Genomic DNA, 22,159 nt, shown 5'->3' on the forward strand with positions numbered 1-22,159 from the left:
TTCCGCCGAGAGGCGCTCCCAGCCTGACATCGCTAAACTTTTAGCGCACCTACCGGGCTCCCACCCCCTAACTTCACAGGGGCTAAGGGCCCGGTTTCTGCGTCCTCTACCTCTCCATCTCAGGTGCGCCCCGTTAACCTTCAGCCTGTACCATGGGGCACAGACCCACACACATCAGCGCACTGCCAGGAGAAACGGCCCATGCTTCAGCGTATGTTCCCGCAGGAAAACACATCGCTCACAGCGCTAGCCGTGCTCTCAGCTCAGGTTACCGGGTCAGCCGCGCTACTCTCAGAGATGGTGGGCTCCCCCGAAGAACGCTACCCCGAGCTACTCGAAAAGGCACTCACTCACGAAGCTGCCACCCTCGACATGCTCCTCACCACCATGACCGCGGTGCGCAGTTCCTTCTCAACCCCTATTCCCCGCGAAGACATCTACACCCTGGCTGTCTCGCTCAACACCGCCGTCGAAAAACTCACCTCGGCCGCACACATTCTGCAGCTCTACAAAATCGTGCGTTTCTCCCCCAAAGCCGCAACCCTCCTTGATTTGATTCAGCGGCAAGCCGTGCTCACCACAGAAATCATCCCCAAACTCAGCAGTCTGCGCGATCTCGACGACTACTGGATTACTATGCTCCGCCTCACCAAGCAGTCCGTGCGTATCGCTGAGGACTACGACGCAGACATCCTCGAACGGTATAAACAGAGCCGCTACCTGCAAACCACGCACTTCGTGCACAAGCTAGCGGAGGCGACAACAGCTATGCACACAGTCGCCACCGAAATCGGACGAATTATCGTGCAGGAATCCTAGTGACTCTCGCCCTCTTTACACTTGCTTGCCTGGCGCTGATAGGGTTCACCTTCGTCACCGGCTTTCGAGACGCGCCCAACGCCACCGCTATCCCCGTCAAGGCAAGAGCCCTCACCCCAAAAATTGCGCTCCGCCTCAGCGCCCTCTTCAACTTCATCGGGATGGCCCTGACCGGCATAGTGCTCGGGCCGCTCACCCACCACTGGCTCACCGTACCGCACGACAACACCGGGCTGGGGCTCGTTCTGGCCGCCCTGATTTCGGTCATTGCCTGGGGTCTCATCACCTGGTGGTTCCGCATACCTTCCTCCTCCACCCACGCTCTACTCGGCGGGCTAGCTGGAGCTGCCTGGGCTGCTCGAACCACCGGCCTCGGGGACTTCAGCCCCTTCTCAGACCCGCTCACCACCTTTATCTTAGGGCCACTCGTCCTAGCCCCCATTCTCCTATTCGCCGTAGCCTACGCCGCTGTCTTTCCCCTCTACAAGCTTCTGCAGCGCACGTACCCAGCTACCGTCAACCGCTTCTCACGCATCATTCTTTCGCTCTCCAACTCGGTCATCTCGTTGATACACGGCATACAAACCGGCCAAAGAGCCGTAGTCATATACGCGGTGCTCCTCCTTTCAGCAGGGCTAGAGATCCATCACACCACCTACACCATCGCCACCCTTTTTCTAGCCACGGTGCTTGCCCTGGGCACGGCTCGCGGTAGCTCCCGCATTGGTTACACGTTCGCCCACCAGATGGTGCGCCTTGACCCCTTCCGAGGTGCAGTCGCTCAAAGCTGCGCGGCCCTGGCGCTGGTCCTACTGCAGTTCTTTTTGAACACACCTGTCTCATCCTCCCACCTGTCAGCTTCGGCGGTGTTGGGGGCCGGCATGAACCAGCGTTATGCCGCTGTTCGTCACAAAATCGTGCTCCGCATCGTCCTCACCTGGGTCATTACCATGCCCCTCTGTTTCCTGCTCTCTGCGGTACTTTTTCTGGCGCTGTCACCCTTGCTCTAGCGCCCCCAAAACCCGTTCGTCAACGTAACAACCCCGGGGCAAACAGTGCGTAAACTATAGAGACAACATTCTCTCGCACCGCCTCAGAGCGGTATCGGAAGGCATCGAGCGGGCACCCCTTTCACGGTGTGCCCGCCCGTCTTGTGAAAGGAAAAACCGCTAGCTATGCCTCGCATACTTGTGCTTGCAGACCTAGGGCAATCTGCTTACCACGTTGGCAACGAAGCCACGGGCATCGTAACAGCCGACGAACTCACCCGACGCGGCTACGAAGTGCTCATCGCGACCCGCAACGTCGAACGCTCCCAAAACTACATAGGAACCAGCATCAGCTACGTGCATGCCCTGGACTTCCCCCAGGCCCCCGCCGAACGTGAAATCCTTCTCGACCACATTCGCGCGCACCTCAGCGGTGAGCCTGCTGCCAGCCCAGCCATCGCCAGCTTCGTACAGCAGGTTGCCGATATTGACGGTATCGTCATCGCCGGGGGCGGAGCCATGAACTCCACCACCGGCCACCTACTCTCAGAGAGAGCCGCCTACTCCCTGATTGCCGCAGCCCGCAATATTCCCTTGATTATCTCGGGCCAGTCACTGGGCCCCGTCCTCACCGATGCCGACGCCAGCACCCTCACCGCCCTGCTGTCGAGCGCGCAACTGGTTGGCCTACGCGAACGCTTCTCTTACGCCTGGGCCGCTGAACGCGGTATTGAGGCCCACCTGCTTGCGGAAGACACCGCCCTCTACCAGCACCAGCACCGTTTCCTGCCTGGGCGCCCTGTCGTTGAGCTTCCCGAACGCTACATCTGCGCCACCTTTTCTGAGCTAAGCCCCAACCAGGCCCACGTCATCGGCCACCTCCTCGACGATATGCACCGTGACTACGGCCTACGCACCGTCTTTTTGCCACACCTAGGCGAACCCAGCACCGGCGGGGGCGATGTCGCCACGCATGCAGAAATCGCTTCGCATATGTTCTCGAATCCGATACAGCTACCCATGGTTCACGCGGACGACGCGGTTCAGGTGCACCGCAACGCCTTCATCGCGTTCTCTACCCGCTACCACCCGGCAGTCTTTTCGCTGTCTGCAGGCGTCCCCTGCCTGGCCCTGCTACCAGATGCCTTCACCGACATGCGGATCCGTGGACTCATGGAGCAGTACGGTACCGAAAACTACGCCGTGCCGCTGGCGCTTCTCAACTCCGACGCACCGAGCGGAGCACTGCAAGAAATTATTCAGCTCCGCGATGAGCTCTCTGCCACCCTACGGGTACGTGCCGGGCAGCTTAAGGAGGTCACCGCTAGCTGGTGGGACGCTGCCTCGCAGGTACTCCTAAACGGCACCCGCCAAGCCCCACCCGCTATCTCGGAGGTTGGCAGCACCTCAACCGTCTTCACCGGCGACTGGAATATCACCAACCTGCTGGTGCGCGACGACATCGCCGCGATCTCACTGGCCGCCGCCAAGGCCAGCGCCGAAACCGACCGCGCTCTCTCCTGGGACTATCAGCGCCTGCTCCAGCGGGATCGCGCCCAGGCGCGCGCCGACGAACTTGAACGCAAAAACGCCGAGCTAGCCGACTCTCTTCATGCGGCCGAAGAAAACGCCACCCTACTCGGTTGGATGCGCCGTAAGATGCGCGGAGCCTAGAATAAAAGCCGCCCAGCCCCGCCCCCTTTCCAGCAGCGAAAGGGGGCGGAGCCGGGCAGAACACACATTCCCATGGTGTCCCCTCCCCCGCACAGCTACGAGGAAGGGAAATGAAAGGATCCGCCAGCAGGCGGACGGCCAGCCTGGGAGCTGGTTTAGCCGAAGCGGCCTGAGACGTAGTCTTCGGTGGCCTTTTCGCTGGGGTTATTGAAGATTTCTTGGGTGGGGGCGTACTCGATGAGTTTGCCGGGTTTACCGGTGCCCGCGATGTTGAAGAAGGCGGTCTTGTCTGAGACGCGGGCCGCCTGCTGCATATTGTGGGTCACGATGACTACGGTGAAGTTTTCTTTGAGCTCGTTAATCAGGTCTTCAACGGCCAGGGTTGAGATGGGATCAAGGGCGGAACAGGGCTCGTCCATGAGAATCACATCGGGCTTGACCGCGATAGATCGGGCTATGCAGAGACGCTGCTGCTGACCGCCGGAGAGGCCAGAGCCGGGCTTATCCAGGCGATCCTTGACCTCGTTCCAAAGGTTGGCACCGCGCAGGGAGCTTTCAACCAGCTCATCAGCGTCGGCCTTGGAAATCTTGCGGTTGTTGAGCTTCACGCCTGCCAGTACGTTTTCGCGGATCGACATGGTGGGAAAGGGGTTAGGGCGCTGGAAGACCATGCCCACCTGGGAGCGGACAACCACGGGGTCAATACCCTTACCGTAGAGGTTCTCACCATCGAGCATGACCTTACCTTCAACACGAGCACCGGGGATAACCTCGTGCATGCGGTTGAGGGTGCGCAAGAAAGTGGACTTACCACAGCCGGAAGGGCCGATAAAGGCGGTGACAGTACGGGGTTCAATTTCTATGGTGACATCTTCAACCGCAAGAAAGTCTCCGTAGTAGACGTTCAGGTTTTCTACATCAATACGCTTTGACATGGTGTTTTATGTTCTTTCTCGTAAATTTTAGGGGCCGGTGGGCCAAGGGCATCGCTACGCTCACGCGCTGGCCCTCTTCGGTATAGCTCGTGCAGGCTCGCGCTCGCTTCTGCCTGTCTTATCGGCCGGTTTTGGGAGCGAAAATCTTGGCGACGGCACGGGCAATCAGGTTCAGCACCATCACGATGATAATCAGGATGAGGGCGGCAGCCCAGGCGCGGGTCTCAGAGACGGACGCGGCGGTGGGGCTGGTGGGCGTCATAATCTGGTAGTAGATGTAGGTAGGCAGGGTGGCCATCCAGCCGCTAAAGGCGTTCCAATTGATGGAGGTGACAAAACCTGCGGTCACCAGAATCGGAGCGGTTTCACCGATGACGCGGGCAATAGCCAGGGTCACGCCCGAGGCGATGCCCGAGATTGCGGTGGGGATGACCACCTTCATGATGGTGCGCCACTTGCGCACGCCCAGGGCGTAGGAGGCCTCGCGAAGCTCGTTAGGTACGATGCGGAGCATCTCTTCGGCGTTACGCACCACGGTCGGAATCATAAGGACGGACAGCGCTACGGCAGCTACCAGGCCCATGCGGTTCATGGGATTGCCCGAGACCAGCGCAAAGAAGGAGGCAGCAAAAAGACCAGCCACGATGGAGGGAATGCCGGTCATGACATCAACGAAAAAGGTGATGCCTTTAGAAAGCCACTTTCCCTGGCCGTATTCCACCAGGTAGATAGCGGTCAGCAGCCCGATGGGTACAGAGATGACGGTGGCCAGCAAGGTAATTTCGAGGGTGCCAACAACGGCGTGGTAGATACCGCCGAGCACTGCCCCTTCACCGGCCGCAGCAGCGTTGTCGTGCACACCGGTGACCCCCTTCATGGAGGTACTCAGAAAACTCCCTGAAAGGCCGGGTATGCCCTTGGCCAGCACGGTGTAGAGCACCGACACAAGCGGGATGAGGGCTATCAGAAAGGTGCCATAGACCAGGTAGCGGGCAAAGGCGTCCTGGCCCTTGCGCCGCCCCTCGTAGAAGCCTACGGCCAGCGGGCCAGCTATCACGAAAAACAGACCCGCAAAGAGGGCGAAGGTTGCGATCGAGAAGCCGATGAGGGCGCTCGCCGCGGCACCGAGAATCAGGGCACCTGCACCAACAACGAGAGGCAACCACGCGGGGGCCTGGCGGCTGGTGAAACGAGATGAGGTGGTAGCTACAGACATTAGTTAGCTCCTGAGAAGTCCTTGTAGCGGGCCACGATCATGCGGGCCAGGATATTGACGATGAGGGTGATGACGAAGAGCACCAGACCGGCGGCGATGAGCTCTGACATGCGCAGGCCGTATGCCTCGGGAAAGTTGAGGGCAATTTCAGAAGCAAAGGTCTGGTTGCCGGATTTGATGAGGGAGGCGGTCAGTGGGCCGGAGGCCAGCACCAGGGTCACCGCCATGGTTTCGCCCAGGGCACGGCCTAGGGCCAGCATGACGGAGGAGATGATGCCGGTGCGGGCGAAGGGAAAGACAGTCATACGGATCATCTCCCAACGGGTTGCCCCCAGGCCCAGGGCTGCTTCTTCTTGCAGGGTGGGGGTTTGGATGAAGATTTCGCGGCACATGGAGGTGATAATCGGCAAAATCATGATGCCCAGCACAATACCTGCGGTCAGAATGGTTTTACCGGTCTGCGAGGCGGGGCCTTCAAAGATGGGGATGAACCCAAAGTAGGTGGCCAGCCAGTCGTAGAAGGGCACTATCTGGGGCGCTAGGACGGAGGCTCCCCAGGCGCCGAAGATAACGGAGGGGATCGCTGCCAGCAGGTCGATGACGTAGCCGATGCCCTTAGCCAGCTTACGGGGGGCGTAGTGGGAGATGAAGAGGGCCACGCCGATGCCAATCGGGGTTGCAAGGAGCAGGGCGATGATTGAGGCAATCAGGGTGCCTATGGTTAGCGGGATGATGTACTGAATGAAGCTGCCGCTGGTCAGGTCTGCCGGGTCTGCTGTAAAAACCGGCATGGCCTGGGCGACCAGGAAGATGGCGACGGCGGCCAGAACAACGAGAATCAGGACGCCTGCGCCGAGTGAGACGCCCGAGAAGATTTTGTCTGCTGCCGGGTTTCCAACCTCGGGAAGATCTTTAGGTTTCGCGCGGGCGCTGCTGGTGCCCTGCTGCGGTGCTGCTGTGGGTGACATGGTGAATGTGAGTACCTTTGTCGTGTATCGCTAGCCAACAAGGTGCGGCCGGGTGTGCCGACCGCACCTTGCGTGGACTGAACAAGTTTTACTTGGTGCTGATGGACTCGATAGCCTTCTGCGCATCGGCGGTCAGTGATGCGGTCAGAGGGGCTGAGTGAGCTGCATCAGCGGCGTCCTGCTGACCCTGCTCTGAAACAACATAGTTTTCGTAGGCCTTGACCAGGGTGACGTCATCTTCTGATGAGTAGCCGGAGCAGACGATGTGGTAGGAGACCAGAACCACGGGGTAGGCGGTTGAATCCTCGGGGGTGCGGTTGACCTCGATAGCCATGTCGTTTTCGTGCATGCCGCCGACGCGCTCTGAGAGCTCAACGGTCTTCGCTGCCGCATCTGCTGAGAGTTCTACGTATTCCTCGCCAACCTTGACCTTGACCTTGCCCAGGTCGCCGATAGCTGAGGCGTCGGCGTAGGTGATAGCACCTTCGGTTGAAGAGGTCGTGGAGACAACGCCGGAGGTTCCCTTGTTGGACTCACCCGAGTATTGTGAGGGCCAGTTACCGTCTGCTTCTACGTCCCAGGCTCCGTTGGAGGCTGCTGCCAGGTATTCGGTGAAGTTTTCGGTGGTACCGGAGTCATCGGAGCGGTGCACCACGGTAATTTTGGTGTCAGGCAGGGTGACGCCCTCATTTTGGGAGGCGATGGCCTGATCGTTCCAGGTAGTGATCTCGCCCTTGAAGATTTTGGCGATGGTCTCGGCGTCAAGGTTCAGGGAGTCAACGCCGGGCAGGTTGAAGGCCACGGCTACTGGAGAGATGTAGACGGGGATGTTGATAGCGCCGCCATCACCGCAGACCTCCTTGGACTGCTCCCACTCTTCGGTTTTCAGGGCGCGGTCAGAACCTGCAAATTTAGCGCCACCTGCGAGGAGGGCGTCACGCCCCGCACCTGAGCCGTCAGGTGAGTACTGTACGGTGCCGCCGAGGTTAGAAAAGCCGGTCTCCCAGGCGGTGATTGCTGCCTGCTGTGAGGAGGCACCTACACCGGTCAGCGGGGTAGAGGGCAGGGAGGCTGCGTTGGAGTCGCCATTACCGGTGTTTGAGGTGCCGGTTGCGTTATCTGAACCGCATGCGGTGAATGCGAGTGCGCCTACAGCTGCGAGTGAGCCCCAACGAGCAAGTGACTTAGCCTTCACTGTGTGAATTCCTTTGGTTGATAGGCCCCTGTTGCGTCTCATTCTTGAACTGTGGGAGACAGTGGACAGGGGTGGGAATGTATCTAACGGGTTCGACTTTAGGAGCGCTAGGTAGCAGGTTGGCTAGCAGTGGGTGAACGGTTGGTTAACTCGCGGCGCACAGTTAGGGTGAGGTAGGCCCCGGACGGTGCGCGGGCAGCCGGGCTAGAATGGTGCGTATGGGTTTTGGTCAGCAGGTTGCGGGTTTAAAGGGTAGGGCGCATAAGCGGGCTCGGCAGGGCTGGGTGCGCATGAAGGACGGTTTCTTTCAGTCTCTTCAGATTGTGGTCTCGGGTATCGGGGCCTATCTTTTTGCGGAGAAAGTGCTCGGGCATACCGAACCGATTTTCGCGGCGACAGCTGCGATTGTGTCGCTGGGCTATATTACGGGGGCAACCCATGCTCGCCGTATTCTTGAGGTTTCGTTTGGTGTGACTCTGGGTATTCTCATCGGCGATATGATGATGCTGGTTCTGGGCCGGGGCATCTGGCAGGCGGGGCTGGTAATGTTTCTGTCGATTATGCTGGCCCGTTTCTTAGATAACGGCATACTTTTCACCATTCAGATGGGCTTGCAGTCCTGCCTGGTGGTCTTGCTCCCACCGAATGTTGATGGGCCTTTTGCGCGCAGTCTTGACGGCATTGTGGGTGGGCTGTGCGCTTTCTTGCTCATGTTCCTCTTCCCTAAGGATCCCCGCCGCGCGCCGCGTGAGAACGCCCGCGCACTGATGGGGGCTTTCGCTGCTGTTTTCCACGATGCGGGCACAGCGATGGAGCACTATGACGGCAAGGAGGCCTGGCATGCGCTGGCTGCCGCCCGCCGTTTACAGCCGCTCTATAACACCTGTGAGAAAGACATTATTACCTCTAAGGGTATGGCCCAGCTGGCCTGGACTGGCCGCGCGCACATGGAGGAGCTGGAGCGTTATAGCCAGACCTTGAGTAAGATTGACTACGCTATCCGTAACACCCGCGTGCTGAATCGGCGTATGGCGTCCACCGTTAACAATGTGGAGATTTCTCACGAGGCCGTGACCTCCATTTCCGAAGCTCTGAAGAGCGTCGGCGATTCGGTTGAGACGCTGGGGCAGGGTATGTCTGATGCCAGCGCCGAGGTTCGAGCCGCGCGCAAGATGCAGGCCCGCCGTGACCTTTCGCAGCTGGCGGGGCGATTAGAGCCGCATATGATGGGCGTGCAGACTATGGAGGCCGAGGCTTTGGTGCTCATGCTTCGGCCTCTGGTGGTTGACCTGCTTGAGGCCTCTGGCCTGACTCACCAGCAGGCTGCTGATATGTTGGTCCCGCTGGGTGATTCGATGACCAAGCATGCGCCCACTACAGCCCAGCTGGTCAGGCAGGAGCGCGGGAGCGCTGAGGCCCGGTATCAGCGGGCTGAGCAGAAGCACAGGGACGACACCCGCCAGCTCACCACCGTCTTACGCGCCAAGGATCGCGCTCCTCTGCGCGAAATCCGCGAAGCCTCGGTGCGGGATCCGAGATCTTTACCGTCGGTGGCCTCACCGGTTTCTGAGCTGCGCGATAGTGCAGCTCGCGTTGAAAAGCAGCGGGCTCTGAATACCCAGCAGCTTGAGATTATCGAGGAGCAGCTCAAGGGCGGTAAGGGCACCGGCTAACTCTTACACTCCGACTGCTATGCCCCGGATGTATCAAGCTCCTGACGCGTGGAGAAAATCTTGGGGAGTCGCTGGGGAATCTACTGGGGAAAGAGGAGGGCAAGGGCTTCAGTCAAAGAGGCAACCTCACGCACTGAGACTCCCGCGGGCACCTCGCCCACTCCGGCCGGGGAGGCGGGCACAATGACGTGGGTGAAGCCCAGCCTGCCCACTTCGGCTATGCGTTGGCGAATACCTGGCACGGCTCGCACCTCACCCGCTAAGCCAACCTCACCGAAGACCGCCAGCTTACGTGGCAGAGGCTTATCTTGGGCGGCTGAGGCCAAGGCAATGACGCAGGCTAAGTCAGCTGATGGTTCTGAAATTTTTACGCCGCCCACAGTGGAGATGTAGCAGTCAAGCTTACCCACGTTGAAGCCCGCGCGTTTTTGCAGTACGGCTAGCAACATAGAGATACGTGAGGAGTCAAGGCCACTGGTGGTGCGCCGGGGTGCCGGGGTAGCGCTCTGGTCGAGAAGGGCCTGTACCTCCGCTAGCAGGGGGCGGCGGCCCTCCATGGTCACGGTGACGCAGGTGCCCGATACCGGGTGCGGGGTGCGTGAGACGAAGAGCCCCGAGGGGTCGGTGACGGGGGCGATGCCGTCCTCGTGCATATCAAAGCACCCCACCTCATCGGTGGGGCCAAAGCGGTTCTTGACGGCCCGTAACATGCGGATAGGTGTATGCTTGTCACCCTCAAACTGGCAGACCACATCGACCAGGTGTTCCAGCAGGCGGGGGCCCGCGATGGTGCCTTCCTTGGTCACATGCCCCACCAGCAGGGTGCACATGTTGCGGCGCTTGGCTGAGGCAATGATGGAGGCCGCCACCTCACGCACCTGGGTCACTCCGCCGGCGCTCCCTTCGACTTCAGAGGAGGCCAGGGTCTGCACCGAATCGACAATCAGCAGGTCAGGGTTGACCTGCTCAATGTGAGCGAGGGCTGTGCCCAGGTCGGTCTCGCTGGTTAGGTAGAGGGTCTCAGCTAGCGCCCCGATGCGGTCTGCGCGTAGCTTGACCTGCGCTGCGGATTCTTCGCCCGTCACGTACAGAACGTTGTGGGGTTTGCCTGTTGACTGCCCGCGGGCAAAGGTGGCGGCTACATCAAGGAGCAGGGTGGATTTGCCGACGCCGGGTTCACCGGCCATGAGAATTACCGCGCCGGGTACCAGTCCGCCGCCGAGTACACGGTCGAATTCCGGGTTGCAGGTTGACATGTACTGGGCAACCGTGGAGTCTACCGTGCCGATAGGCTGGGCCGGGGCCTGCACGTTAGAGGCCACGGTGGTTTTAGCGGTGACGGCGCCGCTGGCTGCTTCTTCGACTGTGCCCCAGGATTGGCACTCGCCGCAGCGGCCTACCCATTTGGCTGTGGTCCAGCCACATTCGATGCAGCGGTAGGCGTTAGCGGAACGCGAGCGGGGTGTTTTACGGGTTGCCATACACCCAGCATAAGGCCGGTGGCTGACACTTTAAGAATCGAGTGACCGCTTGTTTTGAAGTGCTGCCGTTGGTTGCTTTAAAGATTATTCAAAAGTAGTCAGACGACTGATGTATACCAAATCTCAGAATTTACACCTCCTCATAATCGAGGCTTGCAACATGCCGCGAACAAGGTCGCTGGTATCCGTTGCTCGCGGCATGTTCATCAATTAGCTTCGCGATTTTAGGATTAGCAAGCAACTTTTTCTCAACCGTATCAATTTCGGTCTTATCAGCCGGGTCTTGTCGTAACCATAGTAGTCATTCCGGTCTATCTTCCCACATGGACATAGAACCCACGCACAAGCCATCTGATGTCCTTGGATTATAGTTATATGGTTGACTCACTTCTACCCATAGTTTGAACCACACCGATATCCGGGCGATGGCCCCAACAGAATATGATAACGAATCGGCCTAACGGTCACAGGTTTGTATACGTCACCAATATCTGTGCTGTTGTTCTGCCTTGAAGGCATTCATATGATGGCAGACTCGCGCTGCACTACCAGTCTCATGAGGTGTTACAAGAGGCTACGGAGCAGGTGCGTGAAATATGGGATCCCACACGGCAGTAACAATCCATCGGTGATAGATAGTCCAAGTCCCGTTAAATCCTACGAGTATCCCCGCATCAGTTTTAACACCCGGGATGAGAACCTTGCCAATGAATGTCCTGGAGGGGACATGAATAGTTAGTTCGCATTCTTTGAAGTCAAGCCAGATTCCGGACAACGGGAACCAGGCCTTATAAATGCTCTCTTTAGCACTGAATAATAAGCGGTCCCATGCAATCGTGGGTTCTATCTCAAAGAGGTGAGCAAGCATCTGAGATTCAGCCCCAACAGTAACCATTTCAGTAACGCCTTCAGGCAACGGTTTGTTCAGCTCTGCATCAATACCGATAGCTAGAACTTCAGACTTACGGGCTACTGCTGCGGCACGGTAGCCTTCGCAATGGGTCAGACTCCCAACTATGCCCTGTGGCCACTGAGGTTCACGGTATTTACCCGGAACGATGGGGCCTGCTGGATATCCAAGCCGACCAAGCGCGCGGCGAGCACAAGCTCTGACTGACGCGTATTCGGCAATCCGCAAAGGTGCTGCGCCCATAATCGCGGCACGTTCCTCGGGCAACAGGACACTTTGCGGCGCATCAGCTTCCATATATTCAAATACTACTGAGGCGTGAAGAAACGTAGACAATTGCCCATCCACATCTGAAACTTTTGTCAAAGAAGCTTATTCATAAGGGGTTCCGCAGGCTCACGCTCGCTGCCGACCCTCTCGCCTGGTTCGCTCCTGGCTCGCAAGCTCGCCAGATGCGCAACGACTTCTTTTTCGCTGCACGAAAAATCCTTGCTTATCCAGGCGATTCACTCCCCGCCTGACGGCGGATTCCGTTCGCTCTTGTATGCTCGCTCGAGCGCTCGCCCCGCTCACTTCATCCGAGCCAGCAGCTTCGCTGTGAGCCTGCTTCACCTATCCTTATGAATAAGCCTCACAGGTTGAGATCTTTCTTCCGGAATAGCAGTAGAGAACATAAAGCAATGACGATTGCCGCCGCAACGAGCGCAATGACCGTTAAGGTAAGAGCACCGGGGTCGTCGCGAAACTTTTCCACGTCGAAGAGGGTAAAGACCGTAGTATATCGCAACCAAGTGACGTCGGGCGCGAGGCTACGAGCGATGTGAATAAAGTACTCAACAACAACCAGAGAAGCACTCCAGGCCAAAGCCGTAGTACCGGTCTTCGTCATCATACGTATAAGGAAGCACACGGCCCCTAGGGGTGTAAAGATTGCAAACAGAAGCAGGTTCAGGGTGAGAATGCCCTCCCATTCAATGTTCCCCTCAGCGAACATAAGATGACCGAGTGCAGCGAAGAGTACCGAGCTGACGGTGACGACCAAGAGAGCACCCACAAAAACCAGTATCTGAGTCATCAAATATGACACACGCGAAGTGCGCCCGCTGAGAAAGTAGCCAAGTGACGTGGTATCAATGGGCACAGAGGCCAGGCGGTAGACAAGCAACACCACGAAGGCCATAAGAAACATGATGTGCAGAGAGTTATAGTAATTGGCGCTTAGAAAGCCGAAGTATTCACTTTGATCTGAGACAACCCCTAGCGCATCACGGAGTTCGGGCGGCAGAGCGCCAACCATACCGGTGAACGATGCGTTCGTTGATAAGGAGGGGAAAAGCCAGGCAAGCGAAAGAATCATGCTGCCAACAAGAGCCGCAAAAATTGAGACTAACGAAAGGTTTGTTTTTACACCGTACTTCAATACCGGGGCGCTTATCATGATTGTTTTCCTCCATATGCATCTCTGAAATATTCGCGAAGCTCCACCCTTCGGGTTTCAATCTTTTTCACTCCGGACTGCGAAAGTTCTCCCAGCAAGGGGGCGATATCACCATCAAGCGGAAAATCGAGTTCTGTAGCGCTTACTACAGTGGCTCCGACCGTAAAAGCGGCTGGGTCCACGGGGTGGTCAAACCAGGCGCGGAGTGTTCTGCTTAATTCGTTCTCTAGGGTAGACATAGACTGTGATGCCACAAGATGGCCCTCGCGGATAACTGTGATGGAATCTGCCACTGCTTCCACTTCTTCGAAGATATGAGAGGACAGCAGTATGGTCTTGCCCTTCTTCTTCTCTTCTTCAAGTAATGAAATCAAGGTGTCCTGCATCAACGGGTCTAACCCGCTACTTGGTTCATCAAGGATTAGCACCGCCGGGTCACCCATGAAGGCTGCAACCAGCGCCAGCTTCTGTTTGGTTCCTTTCGACATAGCCTTGATGGGCGTAGACAAATCTAGTTGGAAGCGCCGCACGAGGTCATCTCGCAACGGCTGGACTGTGTTCTTGCGGATTTCGCTGAGCAAATCCAGAAAGGTTCCTGCCGCTACCCCAGAGGGGAAAGCTATTTCTCCGGGGACGAATCCTAGCGATCGCTTGGCCTCAATGGGCTCGCTCCAGCAGTCGAAGTTATCAATCGTAGCCTGACCCTCATCTGGCCGAAGGAAGCCAAGTAGATGACGAATTGTTGTCGATTTTCCGGCACCGTTTGGCCCGATGAATCCCAGCACCTCCCCCTCATTGACAGTTAAGTTAAGACCGAATATCCCTTTTGTGGAAGAGAACTGTTTGGTCAGTCCTTCAACCTTAATCATGGTTGTTCCTTTCTATTGGCCGTCTCTCCCCACTCGAGGTCGATTATGCGGGCAACTTCTTGTACGTGGGGAAAACGCATCATTGACGTGTGATCTCCGGGGATGTCAGCGAAGGTCACAGGTCGAGTGGTGTATTCCTGCCATTCACTGAACAGATTTAACACATCAGCAGTGTGCTTAGTGGTACGTAATACACTAATTGGAAGATTAAGCCGTTCTCGGGGTAGCGTAACTTCACGGGAATACATCAATTGATGCATTTGTAGGGTTAGAAACCTCTCGAGGTAATCTTCATTCAGTAGGGTTGCTACGCGTGCATCATCCCGTGCCACCTGGAGCAGATATTTCTTTGCCTGTTCATAAGGCATTTCACGGAGCCGTTCCGCCTCAGCTTCAAGAAAGCCTCCGATTCCCATGGCAAGAATGAATACTTTTGTCTCTTCCTCACTAAAATCCGCATCAGCTGTGGATATAGCGCCGAGGTCTGGGGGCGTGTCAAGGATAATGAGTCCTTTAGGAGGGTTACCGGAAGCAACAAGTCGACTACACAGATGGAAAGCTATATGTCCGCCAAGCGAGTGTCCCGCAAGCAAAGTATCAGGCCCAACCACATCAGCAACTGCAGCTTGGCAGAAATCTACCATCTCTTCAAATGAAAGTAATGATTGACTTTCCCCTCTACCAAGACCTGGCGCCTCTACACCGTATGCTGACCCAAAACCCCTCAGATAGCGCGCAAGTTGAATGTACCCGAGGATAGTTCCACCGGCAGGAGGAAGAAACACTAGCTTACGACTAGACTCCAGGGATAGTCCAAGGTCAATAAGCTTGTCCTTCGGATTACTAGAACTCATGGTAGGTGGGTTTTCAAGCAAGGAAGCTAAAGAAGCAACATCTGGAGCTAGGAAGATCTGTTTCGCATCTACTGCAAGGCCCTTATCTGTGAGTCTCGAGACAAGTTTTATAGTTAAGAGAGAATCCCCACCATGGTCAAAAAATGAGTCCCTGAGGCCTAAAAGTGGCACATCGAGCACCTGTCGAAAGACTTCAAGTATCGTACGTTCTGGCTCAAGAAGATTCTCGAGATTAATCTCATTGTGTGGTGTTTCTTGAGTAGTCGATGTAACCAGTTGATTGGTATCTACTTTGCCGCTTGCACGTAGTGGCAACGCATCATAGACATAGAAAGCTCCAGGAATAGCTTCTGGTGGCAGTTCTTTGCGTAGCGCAGATACAAAATCGAAGCCATCCAGACTTTCTTCACCTGCAACGTGCCCCACAAGCACTGCACGGCTACCGTGGTGAGAGACTGTAACAAAAGCATCACGGACGTTATCCAATGCCTGTAAAGCATTGCGAACCGACGCCAACTCAACTCGATGCCCTCGGATTTTGACTTGGTCATCACGCCGACCGCAAAAGCGCAGGGAACCGTCTTCGCCAAGCCTCACAAAATCACCAGTACGATATAACCGCATATCCGGCAATGACACTGTCTCAACAAATTTGTCGGATGGTGTATCGCCCCCTACGTATCCTGTTGAAAGCCCCTCACCGCCTACGTACAGTTCCCCTTCAACGCCCACTGGTACAACATGGCCCCATACATCAAGTGGGACTGCTATCGATCCACGCACAGGCCTGCCGATGGGCACTGGCCCTAATGTCTCAGGTTCTATTTGATGAGTAGTCGAGAATGTTGTGTTCTCTGTAGGCCCATAACCATTGATAAATTTGACCTCGGGTGCACATTGAGCGACTCGTTTAATATGTTCAGGAGAAACTACGTCGCCACCAACCACTATAATTTCACACGAAGTAAACATGCTAGGGTCAGCATCTGCAAGTTGATGGAATAGCGGAGCGCTCAGCCACATAACTGTCGGACGGTACTTTGAAAGTGCGTCTGAGAATCTACTCGGGTCGAGCAATGTCTCGTTATCGACAAGAATTATCTCACCTCCGGCAAGTAAAGGACCCCAAATCTCGAAGGTAGATGCATCAAATGCAATTGACCCGGTCTGAACTAGGCGGCAATTCTCATCAAGCTGAATCCAATTGGGGTCGGTGACCAGCCCAAGGACACTCGAGGAACGAATCGCAACACCCTTAGGTCGACCAGTTGTCCCCGACGTGAAAATAACATATGCTTCGTGATCATTGTATGGTTCCGATATAGGGGTGCGTCCTGTGCCAAAAAAATCTAGAGCAATTGGGAACATCGACTCATTTGTAGCCTTTATCCCTTCAGAACCGATAACCCATGTAACTTCGCCGGTATGAAGTATATTCTCTCGAACAGAGAATGAAGCTTCCGGATCGAGTGGGACATAGGAGCAACCGATTCGGGCAATAGCAATAATTGCAACTATAGTCTCTGGCTTCTTCGTACCAATCAGTCCAACTCGGTGTCCTGCCTTCACCCCAGCATCTTCAAGTTGTGCAGCAAGGGTTGCGCTGTGTTGATCTAAATCAATGTATGAGAGTAACTTTTCTCCATATCTCACGGCAGGACGATGGGCGTGTTTGGAGACCACTAAGTTAAACGCAGCGGCAAGAGATGTTGGAAGCGCTGCTGTTCGTCTGTTCGTGCACATCTCCAGAATATTCTTGCTCTCCTCTGGACTAACAAGTCGCGCTAGTGATATGCGCTGACTTGAATTCGTAGCAATCGAATTTAGCAGGTACAGGAACCAACCTTGCCAACGTTTAATTGTATTTGAATTGAACAGACTACTCGCGTATTCAAAAGCAAGGGTTAGGGAGTCGCCATCCTCATACACATGCACCGACAGGTCAAATTTTGCTACCCGATGGCGTATATGCATCGGTTCGGTAACTACTCCAGTGAGATTTAGTGAATCTTCTTTTGGCACATAGTTGAACACAGCTTGAACGAGCGGAGGGAAATTAGTGGGACGTTCTGGCGCAAATAGAGACACTAAGCGATCAAACGGGAAATCTTGATTCTCAAGTGCCCTGCTGACTTGGTCATGTAGGCCTGCGAGAAATACATCGATAGTTGTGTCCTCCCGGACATCAATAACGATTGGAAGGGTATTAACAAGCATACCTACGATGTTGATAAGTTCAGGCTTTGCACGTCGCATCGCAGGCAATCCGAAGACCAGACGCGGCTGCCCTGAGAGCTTAGATAAGAATACGGCAAAGACACCGGCTAGAAAAACCGAGCGCGTCACGCCACATTTCTGCGCAGCACGATCCAGGAGATTAACAAGTGCTGAATCAATACTTATAAACAGTGTGTCACCAGCATAATTTCGAACAAGTGGTCGTGGATAATCAAGCGGTAGCCTAAGTGGCTCAATTTCCTCTAGAAGGGTTGAACGCCAGTACGTTTCAGCAATAGAGGACTTGATTGCGCTGTCGTCGAGTTTGGCAATCATGCTACCAATGTCTTGACTTACCGGGGGTAAATCTGGAATGTTCTGGGTTTGCAGTGCGGTATAGAGCACACTCAGTTCACGTAGAAAGACACCGAGGGACCAACCATCAGAAATCGAATGGTGATGACACAGCACCAGAATGGCCTCGTTTTGTGAGGCCCGAACAATAAAGTATCTAGCAAGCGGCGCGACAGATAAGTCAAACTTATGGCTGACTTCCTGCTCCAACAAATTATTAATAGCTATTGCGCATTCTTCGGAATTGAAGGCTGTAAAATCGAGGTGCTTCACAAAAACCGCAACTTCGTTGGCAATAGAGTATTTTGGAACCCCGTCAATCAAGCTAAATGAAGTGCGGAGCGACTCGTGACGTTGGGTGAGGTGAATAAGAGCCTTTTCTAAATAAGTTGTCTCAACATCTCCAATCAATCGCCAAGCTGAGACAATATTGTATAATGCCCTATCATCTGCGGTCTCGGCAAAGAAGATTTGTTGCTGAGCATGCGATAGTCTGTCCTTTGCTTCACAGGAGTCGATAACAGTTGATTTTTCTGACTGCTTAATCCCATTGCTCTTAGCATAATCGAGAATATGAGCTGCCATCGAGTCCAGGCGCGAATAACGATAAATCAAGTGCAATGGAAATGAAACGGAAAATTCAGCTTGAATCGCTACTACGAGCCTAGCAGCATTAAGTGAGTTTCCACCCACTAAGAAGTAATCATCGTACCGACTGAATCCTGTAGTGTTTAGTACCTCCTCCCAAATACATGCGAGTCGACGCTCCATGTCTGTCTCCGGTTGGACTTTTTCTGCCTTTGATGCAATAAGTCGTGCAAAGTCCAGCAACCCGTTCGCCGCACGAGGTATGCGGTCAGTTCGAATTACTTCCAGCTGAGGGTGTAATAGCTGGGGATCAATGATTTCCTGATCAGCTACGTATGCACAAATCGGCCATAATGCCCAATTTTTCTTACGAAGAACCTCGCGGGCTATATCCGTGTGAGCTCCATCCAGTCCAACGTACACTGGAGAGCACCCACTCTTGTCAGTTCTTGTAAGTAAATCCAAACAGTCCAAGGCCTGCTCCTGAGACAGCGCGGCAAATCCACGAGATTTCAGTAAAGTCTCGGAACTACCATTTCGAGACATACCGATGCCACGCCATGCGCTCCAGCCTATGGTTGTTACTGTATGTCCAGTTTTTTGAAGTATTTCGGCAACTGCATTGAGGGCACTGTTCGCAGCGGCATACTCCGCATGCCCAACGCCGCCAAAATAGGCGTTTATTGACGAGAACGCAATTATCGGGACACCTTGACCCACCACATTGGCCACAGCAAGTAACCCATCTGCCTTGACAGCTGTGAAACGAGCTAACCTTTCTGAGTTCCATAATTGTTGTGGTGCCCCGGTGACATTTGGGGCTGAGGCTACACTGCCAAACGACCCAAGCCCCGCTAGATGGTATGCCCTAACAACCTGTATCCCGCCAAGAGAAGCGAGCCGCTGAGCGAGTTTAGACTCTGCATTGGGGGCACCTAAGTCTACGTCCAAGTAATGGCATTCTGTTCGATTACGTAGCTCAGAAAGTGTCGCGCGAGCTTCATCTGAGAGTTGAGACTCTTGAGTCTTCCCAACGAGAATAAGACCTCTTGTAAATCTTCCGCCAAGGTGTCGTGAAACATAGGACCCGACTCCGCCAAGACCGCCAGTGATTAGTGCTGCACCCTCCTCCGCAGAAACCGGCAAAGCTTGTACGGACGGAGTAACTGGAGACAGCGATGTAACCTCACGTATACCCCTACGTATACGCGTGCGCGGGCGACGGTGCGTCGCAAGCGCTTCACGCACAAGAAGGGCCGCTGTTTCTTGGCTTTGTTCGTCAATGTCGCACACCGTTGCTGTGATAGTACTTTCTGAGTCAAAGCTGCGAACTAGACCATATAGTTGCGCCGCACGCGCCAATGCTTGTGCGTTGCGAGCTTGGTCTGCGGCGGTCACAATAAGTGTGTGCTGACCACGAACCGACCTAGCTAATCGCTCAATGACTTTAGACACATCATTCGTAGACCAGTTACGCTGGGTCAGCGTCATATCGATAACCGTTTCGATCTTCGGAAGCACCTGCGCCGGGGGAGTATTTTCGCTTAAGGAACTATTGGATCGATTAGGCGATGAGGTGACTTTTGCAAGATTCTCCTTGATTGCATTCGCAAAGATATCACTCAGGCCTCCCCCTACTATCTTCACCTGTACGTCAGTAAACATAACCTGGACTTTAGCCGGGACCCACTCCTCGCTATAGAACCAGGGCGGCAAGGCTTCTGGCTCGTTTCCTTCGAGCATACGAGCTTCCGATACCTCTTCTGCTAGGTCCCCCGCAAGCAACGCCCTGACAAGCTTACTGCGTTGAATCTTTCCAATACTTGTCTTTGGGATTTGTTCGCGTTCTAGCGCAAGTAAATATCGAGCATGCGTGCCGAACTGGCGCATAAGTAACCCTTGAATTTGGGCGTACTGGTGACGGAGACTAGCCTCATCAACAAATGATGTGACATAGAACACAGCAAGCTGATCAGTAGCATCCTTCTGGTCACGCACTGCGCAGGCTGCAACATAAGAAGGGACAACCCCTTCCACTGACTCCACACCTGACTCGATATCAACATTTTGCAGATTAACACCGTTAATGATAATTCGGTCCACATCACGCCCGACAAAGACGACAGCATCATCAACAAAGAAAGCTAAATCACCAGTGTCGAACCAACCGTCTGATGTGAAAGCTGACATGTTAGCTTCTGGATTGTTGAAATACTCAACTAGCCTTGTGACGCCTCTTACTTGAAATCTTCCAACCTGTCCCTTCAGCAGAACAAATCCAGCGTCATCTACGACTCGTGCTTCAGTGCCGGGGTACACTTGCCCACACTCGACATAGAGTGTTGCTTCTGTATCCTGAAATGTTGTAAATACAACAGTTCCGTCTGTTGCGATTTTTGATACGGCATGGATACCACCATAGCTGTCGCGAGACAGTCGGTCTGAAGCTACAACCATATTACAGGTTTCCGACATCCCCCATTCTGGCCGGACGGCGTCTCGTGGTAACGCTGAAGGCTCCAGTAGTTTAAGGATACGTTGACACGTCGCAAAATGCACCTGCTCACCTGCATTTATCCACCGCTTTAGGCATGAAAGATCCCATTTTCCCCGCTCTGAGGGGGAAATTGCATCGGCAAGCAAAGCAAACATTGAGTTTGGCGCCCAAGTGATGCTTACGCGATATTGGGAAATTATGTCTAGCCAACGACGAGGATCAGCTAATACTGCTTGGGTCACTGCATGTACTTGGTTCGCCCCTAGATAGATAGGAAGGATATGACTATGAATAAGTCCAACGACGTGTTCTATGGCTAACCAGTTGAAAAATACATCGTCGTCGGCATAAGCACTGTGTTGAACTGCTGCAAGCTGCTTACTAATGATTGTATGGTGTGTTTGAACAACACCTTTCGGGATTCCTGTACTCCCTGAAGTGAATAAAATTACAGCTGGCGCATCTGGGTTTATATTGGCTTCTATAGCACCCGGCTTCTCTTTTTCAATAGTGTCTATGTCATGTAGCTCTGCATCTACAAGCACATCCCCTACCTGAATCATAAGGTCGGAGGAAACTAATACCACTGGCCGTTTAGCTGTTGCCCAAATTCTACGGAGTGCTTCAGCCTCAGATGGGCGAGCTGCATAATCACTCGATGTTACTGGAACTGCGGTTGCTCCGGCCAACTGTACTGACCAGAACGCCACTACGAAATCCATGTGGGAGCTGGCAAGTAACATTACCCGATCCCCCACTTGCACACCGAGCTCATGCAACCCCGAAGCAATAGCCTCGGATTTATTGAGCAACTCACGATAAGTTAGTACTCGCTCTTCCATATCGTAATCGATGAAGTGACAACCACGGCCCCCGAGTCGCTCAGCCGTTCGACGAAGCACATCCGGAAGTGTTGACACTTCCCGCAGGCCACGAAGATGCTCACCGACGAGATGAGCCGGTTCAGCGAGAACGGGAAGAGCTTTAGCCGTATAGGGCTTTGCGCCATGCGAAACTATTGAGTTGTTACCATGCTCAGAGAGAGATAGCTGTGTTCCCACGTCGTAATGTTCGCGATACGAAAAAGCCCAATCACTGAGTCCAGCCGATAAGCTCCATTTATCGTACATTTCCTCACGCCGACCTGAATCAATAACAGAGATGTCACGTAGCCTTTCGAAATCAACCGCACCATCTCTATCGAGTGGTAAGGCGCTAACAGGGATAATCTCATGAACAGGTAAATTCTCGACAGCATCAGGAGGAATTTGAGAGCCTTCAGCTAGCTCAACGAAGGCGACAACACGTCCATTTCCTACGCTACTTCTCGATTGAACAACGGCTGCATCCTGCACCACAGGAATACGGAGCAAGTCAATCTCAATGTCACCCGCCGAGTAGCGCTTCCCCTCAAATCGCACCCGATCAAGGTTTAGACGCTCATTATGTAAAGCCATGTCTTTTTCACCGTCTATCCTTGTC

Annotated in this window: 13 protein-coding genes; 4 read left to right on the forward strand and 9 right to left on the reverse strand. The window is 54.5% G+C overall.

All coding sequences use genetic code 11. The annotated features are described in order from the left end of the window. Positions 1 to 201 precede the first annotated feature (201 nt). The 3 genes from L6966_RS07450 (at position 202) to L6966_RS07460 (ending at position 3,482) form a co-directional block, all read left to right on the forward strand. Positions 202 to 819 (forward strand): DUF47 domain-containing protein, encoded by a 618-nt coding sequence (locus L6966_RS07450; protein ID WP_083092141.1) that lies wholly within the window; start codon positions 202 to 204, stop codon positions 817 to 819. Beyond that, the gene (locus L6966_RS07455) at positions 819 to 1,829 is read left to right on the forward strand and encodes an inorganic phosphate transporter (RefSeq protein ID WP_237233146.1); all 1,011 of its coding nucleotides are present in this window, start codon (positions 819 to 821) and stop codon (positions 1,827 to 1,829) included. The genes L6966_RS07450 and L6966_RS07455 overlap by 1 nt, the downstream gene beginning before the upstream one ends. A 165-nt stretch (positions 1,830 to 1,994) precedes the next feature. Next, complete coding sequence (locus L6966_RS07460; protein ID WP_237233147.1) at positions 1,995 to 3,482, forward strand: polysaccharide pyruvyl transferase family protein; 1,488 nt, start codon at positions 1,995 to 1,997, stop codon at positions 3,480 to 3,482. A 155-nt stretch (positions 3,483 to 3,637) separates the two neighbouring features. Here the strand turns inward: L6966_RS07460 and pstB are convergent, their stop codons facing one another. From pstB to L6966_RS07480, 4 genes are all read right to left on the reverse strand, one after another. Beyond that, on the reverse strand, positions 3,638 to 4,417 hold the full coding sequence (pstB, locus tag L6966_RS07465) for a phosphate ABC transporter ATP-binding protein PstB (RefSeq protein WP_237233148.1): 780 nt from the start codon (positions 4,415 to 4,417) through the stop codon (positions 3,638 to 3,640). A gap of 118 nt (positions 4,418 to 4,535) precedes the next feature. Beyond that, positions 4,536 to 5,633 carry a phosphate ABC transporter permease PstA gene (gene pstA / locus L6966_RS07470; protein WP_237233149.1) on the reverse strand — a complete coding sequence of 366 codons (1,098 nt, stop codon included), beginning with the start codon at positions 5,631 to 5,633 and terminating at the stop codon, positions 4,536 to 4,538. Then, on the reverse strand, positions 5,633 to 6,601 hold the full coding sequence (gene pstC / locus L6966_RS07475; protein WP_083092146.1) for a phosphate ABC transporter permease subunit PstC: 969 nt from the start codon (positions 6,599 to 6,601) through the stop codon (positions 5,633 to 5,635). Before pstC ends, pstA begins: the two co-directional genes overlap by 1 nt. Positions 6,602 to 6,689: 88 nt before the next feature. Continuing rightward, a complete protein-coding gene (locus L6966_RS07480; protein ID WP_083092147.1) occupies positions 6,690 to 7,796 on the reverse strand; it encodes a phosphate ABC transporter substrate-binding protein PstS in 1,107 nt (368 codons plus the stop codon). Positions 7,797 to 8,014: 218 nt separating this feature from the next. Here L6966_RS07480 and L6966_RS07485 point away from each other — a divergent pair, with 218 nt between their 5' ends. Then, positions 8,015 to 9,469, forward strand: a complete 1,455-nt coding sequence (locus L6966_RS07485; RefSeq protein ID WP_237233150.1) for an FUSC family protein — start codon at positions 8,015 to 8,017, stop codon at positions 9,467 to 9,469. 80 nt (positions 9,470 to 9,549) lie between these two features. On the opposite strand, the gene radA is transcribed toward L6966_RS07485, so the two are convergent. The 5 genes from radA to L6966_RS07510 form a co-directional block, all read right to left on the reverse strand. Continuing rightward, positions 9,550 to 10,950, reverse strand: a complete 1,401-nt coding sequence (gene radA, locus L6966_RS07490) for a DNA repair protein RadA (RefSeq protein WP_083092148.1) — start codon at positions 10,948 to 10,950, stop codon at positions 9,550 to 9,552. A 574-nt stretch (positions 10,951 to 11,524) separates the two neighbouring features. Beyond that, positions 11,525 to 12,226 carry a 4'-phosphopantetheinyl transferase family protein gene (locus tag L6966_RS07495; protein WP_143539166.1) on the reverse strand — a complete coding sequence of 234 codons (702 nt, stop codon included), beginning with the start codon at positions 12,224 to 12,226 and terminating at the stop codon, positions 11,525 to 11,527. Positions 12,227 to 12,491: 265 nt separating this feature from the next. Next, positions 12,492 to 13,298: a hypothetical protein gene (locus tag L6966_RS07500; RefSeq protein ID WP_083092149.1), complete on the reverse strand. Its 807-nt coding sequence runs from the start codon at positions 13,296 to 13,298 to the stop codon at positions 12,492 to 12,494. Next, on the reverse strand, positions 13,295 to 14,167 hold the full coding sequence (locus L6966_RS07505) for an ABC transporter ATP-binding protein (RefSeq protein WP_083092151.1): 873 nt from the start codon (positions 14,165 to 14,167) through the stop codon (positions 13,295 to 13,297). Before L6966_RS07505 ends, L6966_RS07500 begins: the two co-directional genes overlap by 4 nt. After that, positions 14,164 to 22,134 (reverse strand): non-ribosomal peptide synthetase, encoded by a 7,971-nt coding sequence (locus tag L6966_RS07510; protein WP_180377868.1) that lies wholly within the window; start codon positions 22,132 to 22,134, stop codon positions 14,164 to 14,166. Before L6966_RS07510 ends, L6966_RS07505 begins: the two co-directional genes overlap by 4 nt. Positions 22,135 to 22,159 lie beyond the last annotated feature (25 nt).

Source organism: Rothia nasisuis (genome assembly GCF_928381405.1).
In the GTDB taxonomy this organism is placed as follows: domain Bacteria; phylum Actinomycetota; class Actinomycetes; order Actinomycetales; family Micrococcaceae; genus Rothia; species Rothia nasisuis.

Coding starts and splice junctions, on each gene's coding strand:
- L6966_RS07510 (WP_180377868.1), bottom strand. CDS start 22,134: ATGGCTTTACATAATGAGCGTCTAAACCTTGATCGGGTGCGATTTGAG.
- pstC (WP_083092146.1), bottom strand. CDS start 6,601: ATGTCACCCACAGCAGCACCGCAGCAGGGCACCAGCAGCGCCCGCGCG.
- L6966_RS07500 (WP_083092149.1), bottom strand. CDS start 13,298: ATGATAAGCGCCCCGGTATTGAAGTACGGTGTAAAAACAAACCTTTCG.
- pstA (WP_237233149.1), bottom strand. CDS start 5,633: ATGTCTGTAGCTACCACCTCATCTCGTTTCACCAGCCGCCAGGCCCCC.
- L6966_RS07450 (WP_083092141.1), top strand. CDS start 202: ATGCTTCAGCGTATGTTCCCGCAGGAAAACACATCGCTCACAGCGCTA.
- radA (WP_083092148.1), bottom strand. CDS start 10,950: ATGGCAACCCGTAAAACACCCCGCTCGCGTTCCGCTAACGCCTACCGC.
- L6966_RS07460 (WP_237233147.1), top strand. CDS start 1,995: ATGCCTCGCATACTTGTGCTTGCAGACCTAGGGCAATCTGCTTACCAC.
- L6966_RS07485 (WP_237233150.1), top strand. CDS start 8,015: ATGGGTTTTGGTCAGCAGGTTGCGGGTTTAAAGGGTAGGGCGCATAAG.
- L6966_RS07505 (WP_083092151.1), bottom strand. CDS start 14,167: ATGATTAAGGTTGAAGGACTGACCAAACAGTTCTCTTCCACAAAAGGG.
- pstB (WP_237233148.1), bottom strand. CDS start 4,417: ATGTCAAAGCGTATTGATGTAGAAAACCTGAACGTCTACTACGGAGAC.